The 14,663-nt window shown below is 40.2% G+C and carries 15 protein-coding genes and 1 pseudogene; 7 read left to right on the forward strand and 9 right to left on the reverse strand.

From position 1 onward, the window contains the following. Window positions 1–102 precede the first annotated feature (102 nt). From JFC10_RS13835 to JFC10_RS13860, 6 genes and pseudogenes are all read right to left on the reverse strand, one after another. Window positions 103–399: a hypothetical protein gene (locus tag JFC10_RS13835; RefSeq protein ID WP_045448295.1), complete on the reverse strand. Its 297-nt coding sequence runs from the start codon at window positions 397–399 to the stop codon at window positions 103–105. Beyond that, window positions 386–672, reverse strand: a pseudogene (locus JFC10_RS13840) (BrnT family toxin). Before JFC10_RS13840 ends, JFC10_RS13835 begins: the two are co-directional and overlap by 14 nt. 8 nt (window positions 673–680) lie before the next feature. Further along, entirely contained in the window at window positions 681–896 is a 216-nt protein-coding gene (locus JFC10_RS13845; protein ID WP_045448298.1) for a type II toxin-antitoxin system RelB/DinJ family antitoxin, read from the reverse strand. Between the two features lie 84 nt (window positions 897–980). Further along, entirely contained in the window at window positions 981–1,934 is a 954-nt protein-coding gene (locus JFC10_RS13850) for a replication initiation protein (protein ID WP_045448300.1), read from the reverse strand. Between the two features lie 329 nt (window positions 1,935–2,263). Next, entirely contained in the window at window positions 2,264–2,434 is a 171-nt protein-coding gene (locus JFC10_RS13855) for a hypothetical protein (RefSeq protein WP_157292455.1), read from the reverse strand. Window positions 2,435–2,632: 198 nt separating this feature from the next. Further along, the gene (locus tag JFC10_RS13860) at window positions 2,633–2,974 is read right to left on the reverse strand and encodes a hypothetical protein (protein WP_198333363.1); all 342 of its coding nucleotides are present in this window, start codon (window positions 2,972–2,974) and stop codon (window positions 2,633–2,635) included. 262 nt (window positions 2,975–3,236) lie between these two features. On the opposite strand from JFC10_RS13860, the gene JFC10_RS13865 reads away from it, so the two are divergent. Both JFC10_RS13865 and JFC10_RS13870 read left to right on the forward strand, forming a co-directional pair. Continuing rightward, window positions 3,237–5,885, forward strand: coding sequence for a MobA/MobL family protein (locus tag JFC10_RS13865; RefSeq protein WP_198333364.1), 2,649 nt, complete (start codon window positions 3,237–3,239; stop codon window positions 5,883–5,885). Window positions 5,886–5,910: 25 nt separating this feature from the next. Continuing rightward, window positions 5,911–6,867, forward strand: a complete 957-nt coding sequence (locus JFC10_RS13870) for a hypothetical protein (RefSeq protein WP_087813584.1) — start codon at window positions 5,911–5,913, stop codon at window positions 6,865–6,867. A gap of 188 nt (window positions 6,868–7,055) precedes the next feature. Here the strand turns inward: JFC10_RS13870 and JFC10_RS13875 are convergent, their stop codons facing one another. Both JFC10_RS13875 and JFC10_RS13880 read right to left on the reverse strand, forming a co-directional pair. Beyond that, complete coding sequence (locus tag JFC10_RS13875) at window positions 7,056–7,331, reverse strand: hypothetical protein (protein WP_045448311.1); 276 nt, start codon at window positions 7,329–7,331, stop codon at window positions 7,056–7,058. Between the two features lie 156 nt (window positions 7,332–7,487). Then, window positions 7,488–7,712 (reverse strand): helix-turn-helix domain-containing protein, encoded by a 225-nt coding sequence (locus JFC10_RS13880; protein WP_045448313.1) that lies wholly within the window; start codon window positions 7,710–7,712, stop codon window positions 7,488–7,490. 372 nt (window positions 7,713–8,084) lie between these two features. Here JFC10_RS13880 and parA point away from each other — a divergent pair, with 372 nt between their 5' ends. The 3 genes from parA to JFC10_RS13895 all read left to right on the forward strand — a co-directional run bounded on the left by parA (window position 8,085) and on the right by JFC10_RS13895 (window position 10,659). Then, window positions 8,085–8,723, forward strand: a complete 639-nt coding sequence (gene parA / locus JFC10_RS13885) for a ParA family partition ATPase (protein WP_198333365.1) — start codon at window positions 8,085–8,087, stop codon at window positions 8,721–8,723. 3 nt (window positions 8,724–8,726) lie between these two features. Beyond that, window positions 8,727–8,936 (forward strand): plasmid partition protein ParG, encoded by a 210-nt coding sequence (locus JFC10_RS13890; protein ID WP_045448060.1) that lies wholly within the window; start codon window positions 8,727–8,729, stop codon window positions 8,934–8,936. Between the two features lie 796 nt (window positions 8,937–9,732). Continuing rightward, window positions 9,733–10,659, forward strand: coding sequence for a cation diffusion facilitator family transporter (locus tag JFC10_RS13895; protein WP_087813585.1), 927 nt, complete (start codon window positions 9,733–9,735; stop codon window positions 10,657–10,659). A 186-nt stretch (window positions 10,660–10,845) separates the two neighbouring features. On the opposite strand, the gene lnt is transcribed toward JFC10_RS13895, so the two are convergent. Continuing rightward, on the reverse strand, window positions 10,846–12,414 hold the full coding sequence (lnt, locus tag JFC10_RS13900; RefSeq protein WP_045448063.1) for an apolipoprotein N-acyltransferase: 1,569 nt from the start codon (window positions 12,412–12,414) through the stop codon (window positions 10,846–10,848). A gap of 239 nt (window positions 12,415–12,653) precedes the next feature. On the opposite strand from lnt, the gene JFC10_RS15065 reads away from it, so the two are divergent. Continuing rightward, window positions 12,654–13,304: a DUF411 domain-containing protein gene (locus JFC10_RS15065; RefSeq protein WP_011513677.1), complete on the forward strand. Its 651-nt coding sequence runs from the start codon at window positions 12,654–12,656 to the stop codon at window positions 13,302–13,304. A gap of 796 nt (window positions 13,305–14,100) precedes the next feature. Beyond that, a partial coding sequence (locus JFC10_RS13910; protein ID WP_198333366.1) for a CHAP domain-containing protein occupies window positions 14,101–14,663 on the forward strand: 563 nt, incomplete at its 3' end.

Genomic DNA, 14,663 nt, shown 5'->3' on the forward strand with positions numbered 1-14,663 from the left:
GTTGTATATTATGTATGTAGTATAATACAATTTACAATATACTACAATACAAAATATAAAAAAACCTCAAGTGATCTTGAGGTCACGGTCATTAAATTATAGTTAGTGATCCGCTAAGTATTCTTCTAGCGCATTATTGATCATTTCTTGATAGTCACCACCTGTTTGCTTGGCTCTATCCTTAAACTTGGCAATGATACTTGGGTTGATGACGCTCGCTTCAGCAGAGAACGCTTGCGGCTTAATACTGCCACGGATAGCGTTTGACCAATCCGTAACTTCTGGAATATCTGATAAATCAATATTGTCATCACTAAGCGTTGCTAAATATTCTAAGTCCGCTTGTTGCTTTGCCGTTAGTGGTGGTAAATCGTCTATTTGATAGCTAACCTTGTTCATATTGCCTCCTCTCACTCTTTGTGGCACGCCTAGCCGAGATAATGCGTATAACCTCGCCACCATCTATGTCTGTCTGCGTATGGGCTACTAATAAGACTGCTGTGCCGTCTATTGTACCCAGCGCCTGCCACCGCTCCTCACCATTTTCATACCTGTCTTGCTGACGCAGGCATAAAGGATCTAAAAAACCCGGGTAGCTGCCTCAAATGATAAACGGTGTTTGCACTGATTGGTGATGTTTTTTTGTTCATCCCATTCAAATCTAATACTCATCTTTTCTCTCAATCAGTATGCTCTTTATAGATTGGCAATTCATCTTGACTGACAGCTGCTACTTTCTGATACTCAAAAGATAGTGGCACTTTATTGGTTTGCGCCACTTGGGTCAAAAATAATTTGATCGCTTGAGACGGTGTTAATCCATAGCTTTCAAATACCGAAAAAGCATTTTCTTTTAGCTCTTGATCGAGCCTAATATTATAATTAGTTGTCGTCATAACATCACTTTTAGCTTATTTATGTACATATAATATAAGCCATTTGTATAGGCTACGCTAGCTCAATTACTCTTTTTTTCTTTGCTATGATTTCTGCTTAGGGAACGTATAGCCTATCGCCAGTAAGTGCTTTTTGTGGGTCTTTAAAAAAGCCTCATCTCTTAATTGAGTGTGTAACCAACTAATAACTTCTTGAGTGCTTTTACCTGATGGTGCGTAACTACCAAACGGTGAGTAGTTAGCCAACAAAGGGGCAAAACGATCAATTTGCTTAACGGTTAGAGGTGGGATATCTCTATCCTCATTATTCTGATTTAGGCCCTCCTGTCCTTTTTTCTTAGTTGGCTTGGCCTTGACGGTGAATGTCAAACCTGTAACTGTGCGTCCACGTTTGATGTTTTCATAGGTGATTTTGATGTCGGTTTTCTGATTAATTTCTTTTATGGGCCCATCAACTGCATTCTCTTTCAAATTGTTGATGCGCTCATACGACTTAGGCGTGCCAAGTTCTTGCCTATATTGATCTAAAGTCATAGAAAAACCACCCTTCCCCTCAGACTTTTTTGCTAGATGGTAAAGGTCTAACGAGTAAGTCAATTTGAGGTTTAAGATATCTTCTTTTAAATATTTAGTGTAAGGGTTGAGCTTATCAAAAACCTGAAGTAAGTATATTACCTCATCTGTAAAATGCATCGATATATAGCCATCTGCATATTTCGACCTGATTAGCCATTGAACCTCTGTATCATCACCATCCTTATCCTCATAAATGAATGTACGCTTCATTAATTTTTTGCTAGCTGATTTCATTTGCTTATAAGCCGAGTTTCTATCTATTCCGCTAAGCTTAGCAAATTCAGAAGACGCAACCTCTATCGGTGTTTTTTCAGTAGCATTATTAACCCTAACCAATGGGCTCGCTAGAATAATGATGCGCTTCTCATCAATAGACATCTCTCTAAAAGCTTGAGTAATTTTATTCTGCATAACAATCCATTTTTCAGGATATTTTTTTTCGTATAGCTCGACATCATTCATTATGACAACCTCATTATGCTAGTTACTTTAAGATACTAGCATAATGCGGGATAAAAGTAGCATTTAAACGGGATAAAAGTAGCATAATGCGGGATAAAAGTAGCATAATGCGGGATAAAAGTAGCATAATAGAGTGCGTAACCCTTTAATAGCAAAGCTTACAGACTGTCTAAAAGTCTTTAAAAGTTTTTAAAAGTAAAAAATATATTTTTATTTTAAATAATAAGGAAAAAACCAAAAAACCGACGGATTTAAGATGATAATTTGATCGACCAATCACTTGTAAAACTGATCAGTAGCTCAGAATGCAATTGTCCATTTACTTAATGTTATTCCACGTTCGCATGGTTCGGATCAAGCTTAGATCTTTGAAGATCTTCAAAAGCATGGTCAAAGATATTTTGAATATCTTCGTCTGTCATTCTGGACAACCCTGTTTTCACATTCTCAATATCAGTCTCATTTTTTGTAGATAGTTTGTCTTCATTTTCAGTAGCCATTATCGACACATCTGTAAACACTTATCAAACCGTTGCTAAAAAGCCTAGAAACCACTCTTATATACGTTTTACGCTCTGTCCGATACGATGGTAGCTAAAGCTATTCTAAAACGCTTAAAACAGCCGATAACCGTCTCCTAACCTTTCGCTAATTAGTAGACGATCCAGCTGTACCTTCAATTAGGCGATTTCGAGTAGCTACTGTGATGATGAATAAATATCAAGCAATGAACCGTGGTCACTGTCCTGACTGTTTTTAGGTGGTGTAAAGCTGCTTGGTACCACCTCAGCTTTACTTTGTATTTTATTGGCAATTGCTTTCAAAAATTCACGGTGCTTTTTCAAACGGACATATTTTTCATTATCGTGTGCGTCTAAAAAAATAGCTTGCAGTTCATGATTATCATCATCGTCTAATGCGTTGGCCAACCACTCCCCCAATATTTTATGTGCTTCAAGCCTGTCCTGATCAATCTCTTTTTTAAGAGCCTGTAATTGCTTAATCTTATTTGCGAATAAATCATCTGATATTACTGACATTACCTCATCCTTTTTTTAGCCAACTATGATAGAGTTGATCCTAGCAGTGTACACATAGGGATGCAAGGTAGTAAAATACACAAGACCACATCGTTTCGTGGGCGCAGTAGTATTTTAACCCTCTGTTAAGAGTGAACTTAGGAGTTTATGTAAAAAAGACCCACAAGGGGCGCTATTTTTTTACATAAACTCCGTCGTTCGGCAGGGGGCGAACCCCCTACAACCCCCAAAAAATCATCTCTCAATGTTCGGTTTTTTTGCTATGAATAATAAAGGGTTTCATTTGTCGGTTAGCGCCGTTAGTAAGGCGAAAAATCATAGCGTGGTGGCAAAGTCGGCTTATAATTCTGGCTCAAAACTGGTTGATGAACAGTCAGGAGTCGTCCACGATTACACCAGTAAAGCTAAAGACAAAATCTTAAATTTAGTGGACAGTGATGGTACTAAATACACGCAAGTTGTTGAGAAAAATGTGGTGCATACGGCGTTGATAACGCCAACTCTTGCTGGGGATCTAGCAGTGACACGTGAGGGTTTTTGGAATGATATCGAACGCATTGAGACTCGTAAAAACGCGCAATTGGGTACTGAGATTGATGTGATGTTTCCTGATGGGATCACCGCGGATCAGCGTATAGTTCTGGTCGAGCGCTACGCTCAAACCTTATCTGATCGCTATAACGTGCTTGTCGATGTGGCCATTCATCGGCCCCACAGTCACGAGAAACATGTGGGGGAGGTTGAAGTGGTTGAGCTGACCAGTCGTAACTTTCATGCCCATATTTTACTCTCAAGCCGTGAGATAGTAGCGGATGTTGAGGGTTATGCTTTATCAGCACGCAAGAATTGGTTGCAGTGGTCAACGGAGGAGCGGTTATCTAAGGGGTTAAACGGACGCGGCGATGAGCTTAAATATCAACGCACCCTTTGGGCGGATATGGCCAATGAGCTACTGCCTAAGAATAAAACCATTAGTGAGAAATCCTACCGTGAGCTGGGCATCAATCGTTTGCCAAAAATGAAACTGGGTAAATCACTATATAAGGATATTCTCAAAGGCAATCGTTCAGTGATTCACGAATACAACGAGACGATTGATGAGATCAATGCTTACATTGAAAAAAATGGTTTAGTAATTGAGTACGACGACAAGGGACGTATTGACCTAGAAAGCAATGAACAAGAGGTTAACGGCGTCACAATACATTATAAAAAGCGTAAACCCTTTGCGCGAATTGAGCTCAGTAATATCCGATTTGTAGATCCTGCCGTTGAACTTGAACCCGCTATCCCTAAAAGTAACAGTCAGACGCATAGTGATGCGGCCAATGATCACGCACTTGATGAGCTTTTAGCAATCTCAGCCGACTTTGTGAGTCAAAAAAAGATGGTACGCAGCGCCTTATTTTCAACCATTGATGCGCTGCATGAAGAGTTAGCGCACCAGTCTAAACAGATTATTACTATTGATAAAAACATTAAGAGTACCCAGCGGTTCACCGAGGAGGTGGGACAGGATTACAGCACGTCCCGCCAAAAAATGATTGAGCTTGCCAGGCAGATAAGCACAAAAGAGCAAAGTGAGGCACTAAAGACGGCTTTAGTGTTGGTTGAGGAGTTTAGACAAGATGATACCCTACAAACAGGCCGCGCCGTTACAAGTCTTGAGAAGCAACTGTCACAGATTGATAAAATAGTGCTGAATAATAAAGCGATGCTAGAAAAGCTGATCCCGCTTAATAATGAAGTCATTGCTGACTACAAAGGGTTGAAGGCCACGCTAAAACCCTTTGCCGCAAAGCTGAATAAACTGGCGACTGGCTTTAAAGCTCTTGATGAGATTGATATTGAAAAATCCGACTTATCCTTACAGTGGGATCAAGCGTTTGCGGATCTACAAGAGATAGATATCACCAATAACATGGATACTTATCATAAGTTTGCTGCATTTGCAGATCTGGACGTTGAGCGCTTTAAGTACCTTGAAAAAGAACGTGAGGCGCTCAGTACGTTAAAAGCAGTAGAGGTAGACGCGGATGCTTACACTCGTTTAACGGCATTGACCGCTGATGTTAAAGCGTTTAAGACCACAAATAATGAAGACATCAAACAGTTAAAGCAGCAAATTAATACCAGTCAAAAAACCTATCAGCGCCTGTCGCCGTTTTATGAGCAGCGTATCGCCTTACTGGATCAAAGTGAAGCTGTGATTGTGCAAGATGATGACCTATACGATGAGATTACCCGTACCAAGACCACTCAATTGAACGCAGATCGGCTTGATGACTGGCGCAACCGTACGATGGTGCTTCACCACCAGCTCAATAAAGCACATGAGCAAGCAAAGCTTAAGGAAGAGGCTGAGCGCGCACGAGAGGAGGCTTTAATCAGGCGGCGAGTAGCTTTACAACAGAGACGGCAGCAGGCATCTCTTAAGCGTCAGCGAATCAATGAGACCAAAGCATATCGAGATCGATTTGACAATTTAGTGGTACGGGTGCGTGACCGCGTTGATACCCTTGATTTTAAGGCCGTTGATGCACCGATCGAAGTGATCAACGCGGCTGAGGCGGTTGCCGCACAAGCATTTATATTCACCACTCTAAAACGCGCTGACAGCTTTACGACACTACAAAAGAGTTTACGAGACACCGATGCCAAAAAAATTGCAACGCAGGTGCAGAAGGCAGCAACATCGCTGTGGCAACAGCTTGAGCGCTTGCCTGACAATCAAGATAAGGTCGAGGTATTAACCCAGATCAATGAGCGCTTTGAGCACGTTCCTGCTATCACCATAGATGCGGCAACGCTCACGCAAACCGTGACAGATCATTTGCAAAAAACGAAGAGCGCTATCCAAGCGCATGAACAAGCACAAACACGCCGCTACCCATCACCACGTCCATTTTAGGCGGCATTATGATAATGAGCATCCCATGAATAAAGACAATAGCAATGAGCAAGACATACACGATCAACTTGTTAACCTAGTGACTTCATTGACTCCGGTCATTGGGGCCTTGCGTGAGCTGATTAAGCGAGCCGATGATGCGGTAGCGAGGCGGCTTGAGCGTTCGCTTAGCGGTATTGATAGCAAGGTGAATGAGGTGTCTTCTGCCATTGAAGAATTAGGTAGTAGCGCAAGCACGACTTCGCAGGCATTGAGCCAGTATCAAGAACTCGTGTTAAAGCAGCTACAAGCGGCAGTGACTGCTTTTACTGACAATGAGATGCCGCGTCGTTATGATGACAAAATAGCGGGCATCATCACCGATATGAAACAGCAGATTGATACGGCTGTAGAGTCGGTCGTCACTGCTAAAAACGATAGCATAGAGGTACAAATCAGTACCATGCAAGGAGTTGCTGATAAACTTAGCGCAAGCGCGGACAATCTAGCCCTATTCACCAATCAGTACCAAGCTGGTCATAAGCAGATTATTGAAGATATTGAGACCTTTGAGACCACCACCAAAACGCGGATTGAGCAGGTCGAGGCTAGAGCTAGTAAAGACTTGGACAAAATTCATAAGTCCATTGAGACTATGAGTATTAAAAGGATTGCAGCCGCTGTCGCAGCGGGTACGATGGCTGTGATAATAAGTTTGGTGGCTCTGGTATTTTGGTATGTGCCAAGCTTTGATGAGATTGCAGAGATGAAATACCAGCAAGCAGAGCTACAGCGCGGCATCGATGAGCTTGAAACGGGTTGGAAACAGGCCTTTAATAATGCTCAAAGTGCGCAGTTTATTTTGGCTTGTGATGTTAATAAAGAGCAGCCTGATGCAATCAGCTGGTGCGTTAGAGCAGACAGTAAGAGTGTTTTGAGAGATGAGAGAGGCTTTGTTTATTATAAAATAGCTGGGGTGCCGCGTGCAAAGCCGACTGAGTAAAGACGTATGGTAATAGCGAGCTATATTGCCCAAAAGTGCGTCTTCTGAAACATATAAGACTGAAAAAAGGCTTGTTTGATTGTCGTTATCTTTGTCTATATTAAAAAGCCAGATAATGACACTTTATCTGGCTTTAAGGGTTATTGTTTCTTGTTAAACAAGAAGTCTGTAAATATAAGCTAAAGTGACTAGGCTGCTTGGTCAGTATGAGCTGTGACCAACTCTATAAAAGCAGTTTCAAGGGTACTTAACGCATAATCATCAATCATAAGACCGTCATCTATCTGTCGTTGCACCCAGACATAAATCGCTTCATCATTATAAAGAATAGCGTCAACACCAAGTAATGATGCCAGTTGTACGCCTTGCTGTACTTGTAAGCTGAATAACAGCTGAGAGGCTAAAGCTTTAGTCTGTTCACTAAACCAAGCGCAGCTGTTGAGCCGAGATAGATTGTTATTCATTGGTATTCTCCTGTAGATTATTGTGTATAAATAATGGATAAAATGACTTACTACAGGTCAAATTATACCTATATTTTAATCTATTGCAAGAGAAAATGACCTTCTATAGGTCTTTTTATACTTTTAAAGGTGATAATGTCTTATGAGCGAAGGTGTTCACTCAGGTGATTCACTGCTGTCCTCATTTATGATTTCATATAAATCACCAACATTGATTCTAAGATACGTGCATAAAGACTCGATGATATCTAGATCAACTCGGGTGGCTTCTTCATGATACATGCGAGTAATGGTGCCACGATTGATACCAGTATCTCTTGCGACATCGGCAATTTTAAGGCGTCTTTCGCCCATGATGGTCGATAAGTGACACTTCACCATAGTGGTTTCCTCATTAACGATTAGTAGTTTTTGATTGGTGAACGGATTATAACGAATATGAGCGGCTAAAGTATTCCTTTTAGTAGCTCAAATTGGTATCCAATAGCGCAATTTGCCTAGTAATAGGCAGTTTATTATGCTGTCTTTGATACAGGACGTCTATCATGATGGATATACGCTAGTTAGAAAAGGCGATGCTATTTTTACTATGAAGTATTGCTATTAATAGTGATGTGACGTACATTTTTAGTTATACTTATATACTTATATACTTATATACTTATATACTTATATACTTATATACTTATATACTTATATACTTATATACTTATATACTTATATACTCAATACATACTACAGGGATCTGTATTTATGAAGGTAATCGCGGTATTAAATCAAAAGGGTGGTAGCGGTAAGACTACCATCGCAACGCATTTGGCTCGTGGCTTACAACTAAAAGGTCATAGTGTTTTGTTGGTGGATAGCGACCAGCAGGGCAGTGCGCGTGACTGGAGAGCGGTTGATGAAGACAATCCGGTACCAGTGATCGGGCTTGATAGACCAACACTTGATAAAGATTTAAAAAGCGTTTCTGATAAAGATTACGTGGTGATCGATGGATCGCCGCAAGCTACTAGTCTGGCTATTTCTGCTATAAAGGCGGCTGATTTTATATTGATTCCGGTGCAGCCGAGTCCTTATGATATCTGGGCAACCAGTGATTTGGTTGATTTAGTACAGCAACGTATTGAGATGATGGATGGCCAACTAAAGGCGGCCTTTGTCGTATCACGCGCCATTCAAAATACCAATATTGGTAAAGAGGTGGCAACCGCGCTGCTTGATTATAATCTTCCGGTATTAGAGACCAGAGTGATGCAGCGAGTTGCTTATCCTAATAGTGCTGCCCTTGGTAAGACAGTATTTGATACCGAATCGCCTAATAGCAATGCGATACAAGAGATAACCGCATTGGTCAGTGAGATTCAAATATTTTTTGGTGAGGAGTAGGTCATGAGTTTATCAGCAGGTCGCCCTAGTAAGAACGTTAAGGATCAGTTAGCTCTATCGGATGTGACGGACAGTCCCAAAAAGACGGTACGCGTGAATTTTAATCTAGATGAAGATAAACACATTGCGCTCAAACGGTACGCGCTTGAAAGCCGAAAAACGGTTACTGAGCTGTTGACTGAAATGATTGATGAAAAGTTGGTTGAACGATAGATATAAAAAATCGGATTTTTTATACCTAAAAAAAGGATATGTATAAAAAACTCAAAAAACTATATATATCATCGAACGCTGTGTACCTTTCTAGTATCATCAGATGCTTGTTTTCTTAAGCCAGACGTAGAAGCAAGCTGCAAAAAAAATGCCCATGGCAAAACAAGCACTGTTTCCTATATCAGTACCATATAATAGAACCAAAAACGGTTAGCAGTGCTAAGGTATATTGCCCTTAATCAAAGCGTACTCAATAACGATTTAAGTTACACAAAATATAAGGGGCTTCTAGCCCCATCATTATTCTGAACCGCCCCGAGATTGTCGGAGACTCAACTTTCTGAGAGAATACGACAATGAAAAGACAAACCTACACTCCTGAGATTAAAAAACGCGCCGTTCGCATGCTGATTGAAGCATTAAACGATTACACCTCTATGTGGTCAACCATTCAAGTTATAGTACTGAAAATAGAATCTACTTTTGGAACATTGTGGTCATGTCATAAAAAGCGCACTAATGAAACCATACTAACCAACATTCAAGACTAAGCTACACATACTAAAGAGCTTGAACGTGAAAATAAGAAGCTTACGTAAGCCAGTTAGATTACAGTAAAAGCCGCTTTTTTCGCCCAAGGAGAGATAGGACATACAATCCAGTTGTGGCTCAGTTTATTGATAACAATAAGTGTGTCTACGGTATTAGAGCAATATTGACTGTGCAATATAGAAGATATGCAATAAAATTATTTTCTACCTTTAATAAAATGCAGCAACCTAAACAAGGGTAAATTATGAGTAATTCAGATAACCACAGTCACCAAGCTCCAAACCCTAAAAATATGAATAAGGCTTTCTATATTGGAATTGGTCTAAATTCTGCATTTACGCTCATCGAGTTCATAGTGGGCTACTCAACTAATTCATTAGCTTTAATCGCAGACGCTAGCCACAACTTAAGTGATGTTGCCAGTTTAATAATCTCGTTAATTGGAATGAAATTAGCACAGAAAGCATCTACTACGCTTTATACCTATGGCTACAAAAAAGCTTCTATAATGGCTTCTCTTATTAACGCCATATTGTTAGTTACAATCGTTATAGGTATTGCGTATGAGGCCTTGGGTCGATTTGATACCATACCGGAAGTTGCAGGAAAAGTTATTATTATTACAGCTCTAATAGGTGTATTTATAAATACTGTTTCTGCTTTTGCATTCTACAAAGGTCAAAAAGACGATATTAATGTTAAAGGTGCTTTCTTGCATCTAATGGTAGATGCATTGGTCTCTGTAGGTGTCGTTATCTCGGGCATTATTATTTACTATACAAGTTGGAATATCGTTGATCCTCTAGTTAGCTTGATTATTTCAGTCGTGATACTGTTATCGACTTGGGGTCTACTAAAAGAGAGTATCAAGCTTGCTATTGACGGAGTACCTCAAAATGTTGATCTCAGTAAAATCACTGCTATCTTAGAGAGCTATAAATTTATTCAAAACTTTCATCATCTGCACATCTGGGCCTTGAGTACCACTGAGAATGCTCTGACAGTTCATATCGTACCGAAGAGCGATGTGACATTAGAAGAGACTCTTATTATGAAAGAAAATATTAAGGAAGATTTGGCGCATCAGAATATACAACATGCAACTATTGAATTTGGTATTAAGGCAGATGACAATCAAAAATCGCGTGCATTAAATGAAAGTATCAACTAAAAGATGATAGACCGTATATAGCTATCTCTTTTTAAGTATGAGGCGCGTGCTTTATGTCGACATAATTTTTTCAATCAGTTCTTATGTGATCAATAGTTTAAAACTTTTATATTTACGTGCGTTAGGACGTTACCTAGAAAAAATAAAAAACTTACGCTGATTAAATTATTATAATTAAGTTTACTATTACCCTCGTCCTCTAAGTGTGGTTAGACCTTTGCCAAAATAGCTTAGTAGTAATAACAGAGTTATTATTATCAAGATAGGATAATTTCCCATAAGCATAAAGGGAGTGTTACCAACCCGTGCCTGTATCTCACCACGTAGTACAGTACGCTCAAACTGCGGTGCGCGTTCTACAATACGACCTTTATGGTTAATGATAGCGGTAACACCAGTATTGGTCGCTCGAATAAACCAGCGCCCGTTCTCAAGCGCGCGCATTTGTACCATTTGCAAATGTTGCAATGGTCCTGCTGAAGTGCCAAACCAGGCATCGTTAGAGACCGTCAACAAAAAGTCAGTATCGATGGCATTTTTACGCGTGGTATCTGGATAAGCTACCTCATAACAGATAGCCGTCCCTATATTGTGTCCACGCACCTGTAGCGGTGACTGCTGATCACTACCGCGACTATAGCTCTTAATATCCTGACTACCGGCCAAACTTGGGAAAATATCGAGCACGCCTTCAAATGGAATATACTCTCCAAAAGGCACCAGACGCTGCTTCTTGTATAGGCCTTCCGCTTCTACACCTCGAGCAATCACGCTATTGTAAAATGGGGGATACTTATCCGTACTGGCATTGAATGCCGCTTTATCCTTATAAGGGATACCAGTTATCCATGTCGTATTGGTCGCATTAGCCATTTCTATCATTTCACTAATAAAGCCCGCAGCCTCATCCTGAAACATCGGAATAGATGATTCAGGCCACACCACAACATCACGTCCCCACTCAGTGCGCGTTAACTTCGCATAAATCTTTAGCGTTTCTACTTGATATTGAGTCAGCCACTTTATATCTTGTGAAATATTACCTTGAATCAATGACACTGACAGATCAGGTGTGCCCTTAGGTTTTGTCCATTGCGGATTGACCAGCCATAATGATGTGCTAATGGCCAATAACAGTACAGAAACGACGGCATAACTACTGCGCCGAAGCAGTAGCTCTACTAAACTTGCAGCCAATAGTATGGCAACAAAAGAGACGGCAAAAACACCAGCAACGGGTGCTAAGGACGATAACCAATACTCTTCAGTAAACGCATAACCAACAAACAGCCACGGAAAGCCTGTGAATAACCAAGTTTTTAACCATTCTTGTAGCACCCAAAGAGCAGCAAATGAAAAGGGTTGTTTGCCTACCATACGGTTAAAGGCTAGTGCTAAAAATCCATGAAACAGTCCCATACCGAGACCCATCAATCCAATCATAATCAATGCGAGCCACGTTGGAGTATCGCTATAATCATGGATAGCTGTATAGAGCCAAAAGCCGCCGACGCACCATAGCCCCATACCGTAAGCTTCACCGATAATAAAAGCGCGACGACCACTCATATTTGGCACCAACAGCGCATATAAAATCGCTGGTGACACTATTGCTAGCGGCCAGAACCCATAAGGCGATAATGCAAATAAAAAAATAGCCCCTGCAAGCCATGCTGCTACTAGCGTAAGCCATAGCGGTAATTGATTTAAGTGAGTACTCAAACGCTTTTGTAGACTAATAGTAGACAGGTGCATCGCAAATTATCCAAAATTATGAGCCTTGAATTTTTAATCAAAATCCAAAACTCAGATAGACCCGTTAATACTACAGGCAGCATTTCAAAATAAAAACTGCTTATGATACCAGTCCGCACTGCTCAATGTATAAATTTACGTACCCCGTTTGATGGGTTATTATGCTACATTACCAAACGATATGAAGTGTTACTTGACCTTCTATAGCTCACAATATCTACAGTACATGAGAGAGCACTATGACCCCCTTAAAAATAAAATCCAGTCTTATATTCAATCGTCATCTGTCTAAGGGGTTGCGTGGTACGCTGGTGTTACTTGCCGCCTCATCACTATTTGCTTGTAGCCAACCGAGTAGTGGCGTATCTGATGCAAACACAACATCAGTAACAACCGAAAATGCAACAGCTATCACTTTAAAGGAAGATGAACCAAACGCTAAAAGTGCTCACATGATGACAAGGTCAGTAAGTAAACCAGACCTACTAAAAAACGTCTCAGCTACGGTCTATAAAGATGCCAATTGCGGCTGCTGTAAAGAATGGATAAGTCATGCAGAAGATAATGGTCTAAGTGCAACCGCGCAAGATGTTGCGGACTTAGCCGTATTTAAAGAGCGCTACAGCGTTCCAACTGAGATGCGTTCTTGCCATACTGTAGTCACTACTGATGATTACGTCTTTGAAGGTCATGTACCTGCTAAGTATATGGCGCAGTTCTTAGAAAATCCGCCAGTACAAGCTATGGGTCTTGCCGTACCTGGCATGCCTGTTGGTAGCCCAGGTATGGAGTATCAAAATAAATTCATGCCCTATCAGGTTATGCAGCTCAATAAAGACGGGACGACCCAAGTTTATGCTGATATTGAATCGGTAGAGCAGCAATTATAGTGTGTTAGCAGTTAAGAATACTTTGATTATAGTGTTAGCGTTAAAAGTAAATGAGGCAGGTATAAGACTGTTCTATTGCTTATAAAATGATTCTTCATCAAAAAAATCATTAGCTATTGCGACTTTAAAAGCAAAAATAACTTTGAATTTGTAACTTTTGATGACAATGTAAGCGGATTTATCGGTTATTAACCCTTAAAATAGATAAATAACTAAGGGTTAATACAAGAATATACAGGATGTATCGAAACAATTACGTAATATTACATAAGCCAGTAGGGAATTAGCATCTATATTAATATTATAAATTATTATATTATCTTAATAATTAGTTAGACCCTATATAGGGTAATTACTTCATCCAATAAAAAAACGTCTGAGGGTTAAATCTATAATTTAGATTTAACCCTCAGACGTTTTTTTGCTTATAAAACAGTAGAAATTGTGGTCAATCTAGTCAGCTATATTCTGTACATGTTACACAAACTTACATTGTAAAATGTGGGATATTAGCAATTTTTTCGACATCAAAAAAGTATTTTTGGGGTTTTTAAGGGTGATGACAGGCTAAACAGCCTATGCTAAAGTCGGCTTTGTGTTTTGGTCAGCAGCTTGATTTGTAACAGCTTCGTAAGACTTCAATGAGCTGTGATCGCCAATAATCATTTTTTATATGAATAATATGCAGCAGAAGTATCAGTCACTATGACGTATATATACTTGAGTTGTTGAGATTTAATTGACTGCGCTGTTGTTGATAACAGACGATTTTGAATTAACCGTAGGTATTAGATTTATGAAACAGGCTTTATTGATTTTGTCAGTACTGGGTATGGGCATAGCACAAACGAGTGGTGCTGCTATCACAATCTCTCAAACAAATAATACCATCACCAATACTTCTGTGGCATCAAACTACGGTTCATCAAAAAACATCTATAGCACCAAAAGTGGTGCTTATGTTTCTAATAATGATGAAATTAGTCAAGCTATTAGCAACCTAAGTGCGCAGGCTAAGCAAAAAGAGAATCAGCTTTCATCGCTGAACAGCCGCTTATACGCTGAAAAACAACAGCAGCAAGTCAATACAGTTCCTGATAGCAATTCAGCCCCCGCTATCGCTGCTGCTCGTGCTTCACGAGTGGCTCTATCTGGTAGCTCTGGATACTGTGCCCGTTACGTACGTAAAGCACTACAATCAGCAGGTTATGAGTTCACTCCAAATCCTTCAGCCTATCAGTACGCCACTCGTGGCACGCTTGATAAAGCAGGTTTCAGCAAAATCAGTAATGATATGCCAACCCAAGTAGGTGATGTTATTGTCTATGATCGCTCATCAAAGCGTCCACATGGCCATAT

The organism is Psychrobacter aquimaris (genome assembly GCF_016107525.1).
Classification (GTDB): domain Bacteria; phylum Pseudomonadota; class Gammaproteobacteria; order Pseudomonadales; family Moraxellaceae; genus Psychrobacter; species Psychrobacter aquimaris.

Bases quoted from the DNA above. Each gene is read 5' to 3' on its own strand.
- lnt (WP_045448063.1), bottom strand. From the start codon at position 12,414: ATGCACCTGTCTACTATTAGTCTACAAAAGCGTTTGAGTACTCACTTA.
- JFC10_RS13845 (WP_045448298.1), bottom strand. From the start codon at position 896: ATGACGACAACTAATTATAATATTAGGCTCGATCAAGAGCTAAAAGAA.
- JFC10_RS15065 (WP_011513677.1), top strand. From the start codon at position 12,654: ATGACCCCCTTAAAAATAAAATCCAGTCTTATATTCAATCGTCATCTG.
- JFC10_RS13835 (WP_045448295.1), bottom strand. From the start codon at position 399: ATGAACAAGGTTAGCTATCAAATAGACGATTTACCACCACTAACGGCA.
- JFC10_RS13875 (WP_045448311.1), bottom strand. From the start codon at position 7,331: ATGAATAACAATCTATCTCGGCTCAACAGCTGCGCTTGGTTTAGTGAA.
- JFC10_RS13850 (WP_045448300.1), bottom strand. From the start codon at position 1,934: ATGAATGATGTCGAGCTATACGAAAAAAAATATCCTGAAAAATGGATT.
- JFC10_RS13870 (WP_087813584.1), top strand. From the start codon at position 5,911: ATGAATAAAGACAATAGCAATGAGCAAGACATACACGATCAACTTGTT.
- JFC10_RS13895 (WP_087813585.1), top strand. From the start codon at position 9,733: ATGAGTAATTCAGATAACCACAGTCACCAAGCTCCAAACCCTAAAAAT.
- JFC10_RS13880 (WP_045448313.1), bottom strand. From the start codon at position 7,712: ATGGTGAAGTGTCACTTATCGACCATCATGGGCGAAAGACGCCTTAAA.
- JFC10_RS13855 (WP_157292455.1), bottom strand. From the start codon at position 2,434: ATGGCTACTGAAAATGAAGACAAACTATCTACAAAAAATGAGACTGAT.
- JFC10_RS13860 (WP_198333363.1), bottom strand. From the start codon at position 2,974: ATGTCAGTAATATCAGATGATTTATTCGCAAATAAGATTAAGCAATTA.
- parA (WP_198333365.1), top strand. From the start codon at position 8,085: ATGAAGGTAATCGCGGTATTAAATCAAAAGGGTGGTAGCGGTAAGACT.
- JFC10_RS13890 (WP_045448060.1), top strand. From the start codon at position 8,727: ATGAGTTTATCAGCAGGTCGCCCTAGTAAGAACGTTAAGGATCAGTTA.
- JFC10_RS13865 (WP_198333364.1), top strand. From the start codon at position 3,237: ATGAATAATAAAGGGTTTCATTTGTCGGTTAGCGCCGTTAGTAAGGCG.